At 62.4% G+C, this 8,287-nt stretch carries 9 protein-coding genes; 3 read left to right on the top strand and 6 right to left on the bottom strand.

What is annotated here, in order from left to right:
• Nucleotides 1-441 precede the first annotated feature (441 nt).
• Together VF662_RS09690 and VF662_RS09685 are read left to right on the top strand one after the other, a co-directional pair.
• Complete coding sequence (locus VF662_RS09690) at nucleotides 442-1,368, top strand: SHOCT domain-containing protein (RefSeq protein WP_464140368.1); 927 nt, start codon at nucleotides 442-444, stop codon at nucleotides 1,366-1,368.
• A gap of 121 nt (nucleotides 1,369-1,489) precedes the next feature.
• Nucleotides 1,490-2,467, top strand: coding sequence for a hypothetical protein (locus VF662_RS09685; protein WP_464140366.1), 978 nt, complete (start codon nucleotides 1,490-1,492; stop codon nucleotides 2,465-2,467).
• Nucleotides 2,468-2,713: 246 nt separating this feature from the next.
• Here VF662_RS09685 and VF662_RS09680 read toward each other — a convergent pair whose 3' ends face one another.
• The 5 genes from VF662_RS09680 to VF662_RS09660 all read right to left on the bottom strand — a co-directional run bounded on the left by VF662_RS09680 (nucleotide 2,714) and on the right by VF662_RS09660 (nucleotide 6,246).
• On the bottom strand, nucleotides 2,714-3,343 hold the full coding sequence (locus tag VF662_RS09680) for a nucleotidyl transferase AbiEii/AbiGii toxin family protein (RefSeq protein WP_464140364.1): 630 nt from the start codon (nucleotides 3,341-3,343) through the stop codon (nucleotides 2,714-2,716).
• Nucleotides 3,344-3,378: 35 nt separating this feature from the next.
• Nucleotides 3,379-3,780 (bottom strand): nucleotidyl transferase AbiEii/AbiGii toxin family protein, encoded by a 402-nt coding sequence (locus tag VF662_RS09675; RefSeq protein WP_464140362.1) that lies wholly within the window; start codon nucleotides 3,778-3,780, stop codon nucleotides 3,379-3,381.
• Nucleotides 3,777-4,394 carry a DUF6088 family protein gene (locus VF662_RS09670; RefSeq protein WP_464140360.1) on the bottom strand — a complete coding sequence of 206 codons (618 nt, stop codon included), beginning with the start codon at nucleotides 4,392-4,394 and terminating at the stop codon, nucleotides 3,777-3,779. Before VF662_RS09670 ends, VF662_RS09675 begins: the two co-directional genes overlap by 4 nt.
• A gap of 193 nt (nucleotides 4,395-4,587) precedes the next feature.
• Nucleotides 4,588-5,463: a hypothetical protein gene (locus VF662_RS09665; protein ID WP_464140358.1), complete on the bottom strand. Its 876-nt coding sequence runs from the start codon at nucleotides 5,461-5,463 to the stop codon at nucleotides 4,588-4,590.
• A 633-nt stretch (nucleotides 5,464-6,096) separates the two neighbouring features.
• A complete protein-coding gene (locus VF662_RS09660; RefSeq protein WP_464140356.1) occupies nucleotides 6,097-6,246 on the bottom strand; it encodes a hypothetical protein in 150 nt (49 codons plus the stop codon).
• 177 nt (nucleotides 6,247-6,423) lie between these two features.
• On the opposite strand from VF662_RS09660, the gene VF662_RS09655 reads away from it, so the two are divergent.
• Complete coding sequence (locus VF662_RS09655) at nucleotides 6,424-7,392, top strand: hypothetical protein (protein ID WP_464140353.1); 969 nt, start codon at nucleotides 6,424-6,426, stop codon at nucleotides 7,390-7,392.
• Nucleotides 7,393-7,724: 332 nt separating this feature from the next.
• Here the strand turns inward: VF662_RS09655 and VF662_RS09650 are convergent, their stop codons facing one another.
• Nucleotides 7,725-7,973, bottom strand: a complete 249-nt coding sequence (locus tag VF662_RS09650) for a helix-turn-helix domain-containing protein (protein WP_464140351.1) — start codon at nucleotides 7,971-7,973, stop codon at nucleotides 7,725-7,727.
• Nucleotides 7,974-8,287 lie beyond the last annotated feature (314 nt).

Here is an 8,287-nt window from a genome sequence, read left to right as displayed (position 1 = left end):
GAGCGACCAAGGCCGGTAGAGCGGAATGCCGCGCAGCTCGAACCACGGACGGCCGAGCTCCGGCTGATAGGCCAGCATCGCCGCCGCCCATTGCGTGGCCCCCCAGACACCCAGCGCGATGATCGCGAACACGATCAGGATCTGGCCGATCAGCAATCTGGTAGGCGTCATCCGGGCACTCCCTCCTGCCGGCATGCGGGCCGGTTTGGACGCCAGAGGAATCACCGATTTCGCTGCGAAGCCGGATTCCCTGTTCGACGCACGATGGTGCCGCTCAAGGAATCGAGCGCGCGCCGGCGAGTCTGCCGGGGCCGCCCACGCAAGCGGCTGGACCACCAGCCGGACCATCGGCCAGCCACTCCCCCGACGTGCCCGCAATCCTGCATGACATGCTGCTGGCGGCACGACCGCCTTTCGGATTAGGCTCGAGCGGGGGCGGCAATGGACAGAATCACGGCACTGGAACGGCTCGCGCAGCTGCGGTCATCGGGGAATCTCAGCGACTCCGAGTTCGAGGTCGAAAAGCAGCGGATACTTGCGGCAGCGGACGGGCGGCCCCGTTCCCCGCGCCGGGGCCGGCTGGCTTTGGCAGGGCTTGCCCTGGCCGGCACCGCCGTGGCTGCGGGGTGGATGCTGGCCCCTGACGCCGAGCCGGTGGCTCCCGCAGCGAAGCCTCGCCCGACGACGAAAGCCACCTCCCCTCTCCCGGCGGCAGCGGCCGAACCCGAGCCTTCGGTCCGCGAGCTATCGACGCAGGAGCAACTCACGGAGGCATTCAGGGCTGCCTACGGGAGCAGGAAGTCAGCAACGCTCAAGCGAGACGGCAGCACCTATGTAGTCCGTCCGGCCTCGCTGGAGTGGATCGGAGACAAGGCCGTGCTCCTCACGCTGGCGGGAATTCCGGATGCCTGTCATGGCTGCTCGGGCGCGATCGGAGTCCACTACCTCGTGCCTGCCGGTAAGAACTTCGCAGTCCAGGAGAGATGGCCGCTTTTCGTCCCGGGCTCTTCCTGGGGCGAACCGGCCACGGAATGGTCCATCCGCCGTGACTTGAGCACTTATCCGGTCGTCGCGAGCGAGGGCGGCCATATGGGACAGGGTTATCTGTGCCAGTGGACCTCCCTTGCCGAACTGACGCCGGCCAGGCCCGTCCTCCTCGGAACATTTTCGACGGGCTTCAGCGACGAAGGGGCAAGGGTCGACGGCGAAGCAGTCACAAACTGGGATGGCCGGATCACTAAGCCGGTAAGGGGCCGGTCCTTTCAGATCGCCGTAAGCGGCTCCGATCATTTCACCGAGCGCTATGTCCGCCGCGGCGACAAGTTCGTGCCCGCCCACACGTCCCGTTTCAGCGAGCACTGCGGCTGAAGGTATCCGGTCCCCGTGCAAAGCTCCCGCCGTGGACCAGACACGGCGCCGGTCTGCGCCGGCAGCAGACTTTCCTGTCGATGATGCCTGATCTCCAGCCAGCCGGCGCCGAGAGGATCACTTGAACCGTCCAAGGCTCACCGTCGATGCAAACTGCATCATCAACCTCTTCGATCTGGAGAGCGGCAGTGCAACCTCGGTGGAGGAGCTGCGGGCGCTTGTGCGCTATGCAATGGAAGGCAAGGTCGAGATCGCTGTCACGACGCGACTGGAAGCCGACCTGCTGCGCGACCGGAACGAGGCGCGGCGTCAGCCGCTGCTGGACACGCTCAACATGTTCCCGGTCGTCAGCACTGTCGCTCGGTGGGATGTGTCCAGGTGGGATGACGACCTCTGGGTCGATGACCGCACGGCCAGGCTGAACGAGGAGATCCAGCAGATCCTTTCGCCCGGCCTCACCGCCGCAGATCCCCGCTACAGCAACAAGATCAACGATATCGATCATCTGACCGGCCATGTGATTGACGGCCGGGACATCTTCATCACGGACGACAAGGGCATCCTGAGGCGCAGAGACCAGCTCCGCAACGGCCCCGGCATCCTCGTCATGACACCCGCCCAGGCGCTTTCGCACGTGGACCAGATCGCGCTCCGATCGGGGCCGCGCACCCTGCCCACAGAAGGCCTGTCCCCGCGCTACCACTCGCGTGCGCTGCGTGGGCGGGTCACGTTCGACTATACGAACAACAATCACAGCTACGCGCTCGGTGAAGGGCAGCACCTGTTCGAGACGAAGTGGACGAAGGCCAGCAACACGGCCATCCACGCATATTCCGACGGGGCCAGCATCGATGCCCTTGCCCTGGCGAGAGGTGCGGAGCGCATCTCTGACGTCACCGACGCCGAATCCTATGACTTCTCATCGCGTGTCCGGACGCCGCGACTTGGTGAGGTGGTCATCTGGCGCAACGTGAACGGCCTTTACGGTGCCACCCATGTCCTCGCCATCACCGACGACACACGTGGCGCTGAATCCAATGAGCTTACGTTCGAGTACGTGCTGCTTCCCGACGGAAGCCGGGATTTCTCCAGGTCCTGACCCGGCCCTGGTGAGCGACGCTCGAAACGTGAGCCGCACGCCGCGACATGCACAGAGGCAAGACAGCCGGTGGGGATCGGCTGGCGCATGAACGTCATTGCGGCGGGATCACGGCGATGGCGCCGAGGAGACTCCAGAGCCTTGATGTCCGAAATTTGTATACGGATTTCGGACGAGCGTATCGTAAGGCCTCGTCGGCGATCACCGGACCCTGTCCCTGATCCGGCGCCTCGCCAGCGACAGCGGTCAGCCGCCCGGGCGCAGCGCATCGTGTCGCGCGGCGATCTCGTCGATCCTGGCAATCACCCAGTCAAATCCGGGCGCATCGCCGAGGATCATGCCCGTCATGGCCGCGTAATCCCGCTTGAGATCGGCCATCACTCCGTCGGGAGGGACGATCAGAAGCTTCCCCTGCTCGGCCTCGTCGAAGCGCATCCAGCCGCTGCGGAAGGCAAAGCTGCTATGGGTGATCACGTCCCGGAGAAGATCGGCGTCGGCGAGCGCCCGAGGCCCTACCTCGTCGGCCATCATCGCAAGGTCGTAATAATGGCGGGATTCGCGCTTGGCGTTCTTGTAGACGAGGCCGCGGTCCCGGAAGTGGCAATGACGCCCATGAAGGATCACCAGCTTGTCGAGGAAAGTCCGCTCGGCATCGATGGTCTGAACGCCGTCTGCGATCAGGTCCATCTCACCAAGCACCGCGACGGCATAGGGTTCGATCCGTGCCTCATGAGCCGGGAGGGTCGCGCTCCGGGCCCCGGCCTCGATCTTCACCACCGGCCGGACATATTCGTCCCGCGCGTCGAAGACCGACGGGTAGGCAACGAGAAGGGTCTGCCCTTCCTGTCCGGGATCGGGATCGATCTCGACCTTCATGCCGAAGGGCGCCAGCTGCTCCTCAAGGACCGGCTTCAGGCTCGACGCGACATATTCGCCGCCTCGAGCTTCAGGGCATCGACGAGCCGCTCCCGCGCCTTGTTGGACAGCCGCTTCCCGTCCGAGAGGATGCTGCTCGGTCGCATCGGATCGCTGTCGTCCTTGAAGCCGAGCTCCTCGCGCACGATGACGAGGTCGATGTCTTCGGAGAAGCGGCTGATGAGGCCATGTGCCTTCGAAAGTGAGGTGCCGCCCTTGAACACCAGCTTTTTGCGCGCGTCCGGGACGTCACCGAAAAGGATGTTCAGCGCCGCCGAGACGACGAAGTCCTTCTCGATGAAGGATGCGCTTGTCGGCCACGTTTCGGTGGTGTCGGAATAGACGTGGCGCCGATCCCTGGGATCGGCGCCAAGAATGTCACGGAAAGCCTGTTTCACGCCTGCTGGAGCACCCGGTCCGCAACCTTGGCCGTCCAGCCCGACAGCAGAGGCTTCGCTTTGGCCAGGTCCCGCTTCACGGGCGGCGGCAGACGGCGGCGAAGGGTGTCGACCACCCCGTCATCGTCTGCAACGTCCCGACCGAGCCAGTGGAGGGCCCGCACGACATCGCCGGCGGGGCGGTCCTTGAGCGCCATGAGCTTGGGTCCCGCGTGCTTCAGGTGCACGACCCGGTTACCGATCCTGACGGTCCGGCTGGGCCCGTCCGTGAGATAGTCGTTCCTCGCCGAAACCCCTGTCGTCAGGCCGAGCCGGTTGGCGGCAGCCATGCCGTTCGGCACGACGGTGATGTCGTCCCGCCGCGCGATCGCATCGACGACGGCATCGACATCGGGCGCTGCAACCCGCTTCAGGATGGGGTTCACGCGCGGGATGTCGTAGAAGCCGCGCCGGATGCGGCGGATCGCTCCGTCCCTCGCAAGGCGGGAGAGGGCCTGGTCGACGGCAGCGCGGTCCCCGAGGTCGAGGAAGTCCTTGGTGGTGAACACGAGTCGGGAGCCGCGCGCGGACTGCGCACGGGCACGACGCATGATACGGTCAGCAAGGCGTGTCACGATTTTTCTCCTGTCAGAAGATATGCCCGTTTTTTCTGACTCATTCAACCCTTTGTTGACACCCCAACGCGGCTGAAATCAGCCTGTTCCGACCCAAAATCCCGTGGACGCTGCTCTAACCACAACTGGTTAAGCATTTGCCCCCGAAGGAGCGAGCTTTTCTGGCTATGTGCCGAAGGTCACGAGGGGCGGGTCAGAGCCTGTTGTTCACCTCGGCAATCTTGTCTTTGATATCGGAAACGGCCGCCCCGAGGCTGTCTATCCGCCCTCTCGCCTCGTAGATCCATTCGTCGACGCGCTCACGATAACTGTCTGACCATGCGTCGGACCGTTTGGCATATAGGTCTTGCAGGTGCGAAAGTGCTCGTTCGAGTTGGCCGCTTTTGCGGTTTAGTGCTTCGGTGAGCTTATCTACAAACTCGTGCTGCCCTTGACGCCAGCGTTCCTGCTTTTCGACCTTTTCCTGCCGCCGTTCTTGTCGTGCTTTATAGGCGCGCGACTGCGCTTCCTTATAGGCAGCCCAGTCGCCCTGAACGTTGGCTCGCTGTGCGGTGATCGCGGCAAACGCTTCCGCCTTGTCCGCACCGGTCATCTCCTCTTTGTGCTCTTTGAGGTAGGTGCCCGCGTCCTTGAGACAGCGGTTTCGTCGATCGAGCGAGAGGCGCGCTTCGTCGGTTGGTCCAAATACCGCATCCATGCCGGCCCGAACTAGCAAGCTCATTCCGCCGGTGCTCAAGGTCATCGCTAAGTCAGCCCAATCGCTACCGGGACCTGCGGCCTCCACCAGTTGAAGGATGTGTCGTAGGTGGCGACCGGAGCCTTCGGCCATCTGGGCGCGCCTAGCTTGGCTCTCCTCGCGCTGATCCTTTACGACCTGGACTGCGTTTTGGAACGTGGTCCAAGCTACTTCGCGCCGCTCACGATCAGGAAAGTCGCTTCCTTTGAAGCCTCGACCAATAAGTTTGATATCACTCCAGATCGCTTTCCAGTCGCCGCGGCCGCTCGAAACAGCGGCACTTACCGTCGAGCTCAGGCGTTCAATACGGCGCTCGAGTTCCGAAGAGTCCATGGGACGCAACCCTCTACCGGTCTCTTGTATATTAGAGCGCGATCCAGGTAACCCAATAGCCTATTGTTCCTGTCGGCACGTCCGCTTGTTTGATCGGGGTGCACAGGTTGAAGGCCGAAGCGCAGGCCTCCGGGCATTTGAACGAGTGGCCGCCGTCGGAATCCGCGCGATCGCTAAGGTGAGGGGACAATTGGCGCTGAGCGACGTTCAGCCGTCAAGCTGCGCATGACCGCTAACGGCGCAATGCGGCCGATCCGCCCTTGCGGATCTCCTCGCTCTTAATCAACGGGTCCTAGGTTCGAGCCCTAGTGCGTCCACCACCTTTTCAAGCACTTAGCTGCTCCCTTCCCTCCTGCTCAAAATCAAAAGGTAGCAGACTAGGTAGCGAGCGATATGAAACGAACTGACGCGTCCTTGCGCTCAGCGGGAGGGTGGCTTTCGGCCGCTCGTCCGCGGAAGCGGTTTCCCAAGAAGCTGGCTCGTAAGCTCCGGGCTGTTCCGTGTGCCGACCACCCAAGCCGGAACCCAATCTGTGGTGGGTCCGGAGGAGCGCTCCGATGATCCTTAATGGAAGAAGAGCGCCCCGGCGAAGCCGAGGCGCTCAGTTTGGCCGTACAAAGACGGTGGTGGGCCTTACCAGTTCTTGTGGCCGGTGCCGCGCGTGGTCCGATCACGCTCGATGCGTCCGGTGCGGAGGTCCTTCACCGTCTTCCGGGTGCATCCGTCGCGATAGTTCTCCACGCGGTGACACTTCCCGTTCCTGTGGCTGTAACTGACACCCATGATATCTCTCCTTTGCTGTTTGCCTGGGATCATTCCCATGACAGGAGCAGAACCAGCCGAAGCGTTGTTATTGCCGTCCTTCGGCGAACAAGCTTCGACCCGGGGTCGAACAAGTTGCAAAACAATTGTTTTCGGAGCGCCATCAGCTACAAAACACCAATGAACCAGAGGGTCCAGATGTGGAATGCCGTGATGCAGGACGAGGGGATCCAACGGGGATCTCCGAAGGAGCTGGCGTTCATCAGGCGCCATTTCCGAGGCGTCCGGACGACGGGGACGTTCAAGCCATATATGTCCAAGGGTTTTCCCGAGAAGTACGATGCTGCACTAAGGGCGCTGTTTGGCAAACGTTATGATCCGGTCCAGTGGCTGAAGCAGCCGCAGGCTGGACTGAGATCGGTAGATCACAACAGAGTGGCAGAATGGCCGAATGATCCGATAGGTGACATGGGAGATTTCTGTCGGCAGCTCGGAACGTTGCTCGGCGAAGCGACCGATTATGCGTGCCTGAGGGTCGGAGGCCTCTCGTCCAGAACCCGTGCCAACGTCAAGCTCGACGAGACAGAGTTGGCTGTGGAGCCTGAGCAGGCAAGCACCCGACTCCCCTATCTCGGTCCTCTTTGGGACCGAGTTGCCGCCGGTTCACTTACGATTACCGCCGTGCATGTCGTGCGGTCGATCGAGCGTCTGCTTGAACTGTGGGCGGCAGTGGAGATCCTTCGGGAGGAGGATCGGCTGGGGAAAAATCTTGTCTACGCCGTTCCGCTGAACGTGAATGGTCTGCCGCGCATTGAGCCGACAGTCTCGGTGAGAGTGATCAACGGCCGGCTGACGCTGCTGAGCCTGCTCAGAACAGAAGCTGAGCATACGCCCCCGTATTCCGATTGGATCCTCTCTGAACGCTTGGCGACCTTCGCCCTAGCGGCCATCACGCGAGTCCGACAGCCAGGCCTCGTCGAGGAGCTCAGCGCGTTGCCAGCGCCAGCACTGGAGGAATGGGTTGAGGCCGCAGTCACGATCTTGCTGCAAAATAAAGCCAAGACGTGGACAAACTATGGCCGGCTGGACACCTTTGATCGGGTCCGAATAGTGAAAGACCGCATGCTGGGCTGGCCACGGGATCTGTGGTTGCCCGCGGTAGGTTGATGGGTGGAGGCGCAGGAACCTCCCGAAACCATGCTTCTACGTGTCGCTGCACGATCGGTGAAGGCGACGTGTCTTCTAAGCTTGGGGTCGCAGGTTCGAATCCTGCCGGGCGCGCCAGTTTTCCGCCGTTTTTATGTTACCTAGCTGTGCGTTAGGAAACGTATAGGTAACATTTAGCTGCGCTCCAGTGGCACCGGTAGGGTCGTCATGGGAGGCTTGCCTCTAGGAAAGGCGGTTGGTTTGGCTGTTACCTAGCGGGCCTAATCTGCGCCGCCGTCGCATCGTCAAGAGACGTCGCCGCCGATTATGCACTTCAACCCAAGCGGGCCAACCTAACGCGTCATATTTCCGGGCCCATCGGGGCCTCCGAACCGCTCCAGGTGGAGAAACACCTCGAGGCTCCTCATTGGGATGAGCGTCATTGAACCGACCTTGATGGTTTCGATCTCTCCTTCCTTCATCAGGAGATAGAGCTTTGACCTCCCGATCCCGGTTAGGCGGCAGGCCTCCTTCACGCGCACTGTAAGCGGCAGAGTGCTAGCACCCTCTTCAGATGGCGCTCCTGATCCGGTTGTTCTCATTTCGCCTCCAGAGCAGGCCGACTCGGTGCATTTTAGCTGACGCCGACCGGAAAACAGTTGCCGAAGGTGGGCAAGAAACTGCCGCCTGAAGTGTTCACTCGCGTCGCCTCGGATTGCCCCGACCATCGATACGGTTCAGAGTGGAAGCGGCGGGCCGTTGACCGCAGCCCCGCCTCTGACGAAGTTGCGCCGGGACAAATCACAAGGGAGCGGCTGATTTCGCAGTCGTGGGATCCGATCTACGGACGGCGCGATGGGGGCGCGCCGTCGGCCCATCGCAGCGGCGAAGCCCGCACGCCGCGACGGACGCTCTG

It is taken from the genome of Allosphingosinicella sp. (assembly GCF_036387215.1).
Taxonomy (GTDB): domain Bacteria; phylum Pseudomonadota; class Alphaproteobacteria; order Sphingomonadales; family Sphingomonadaceae; genus Allosphingosinicella.
This window is presented reverse-complemented; position numbering and strand designations above follow the sequence as displayed.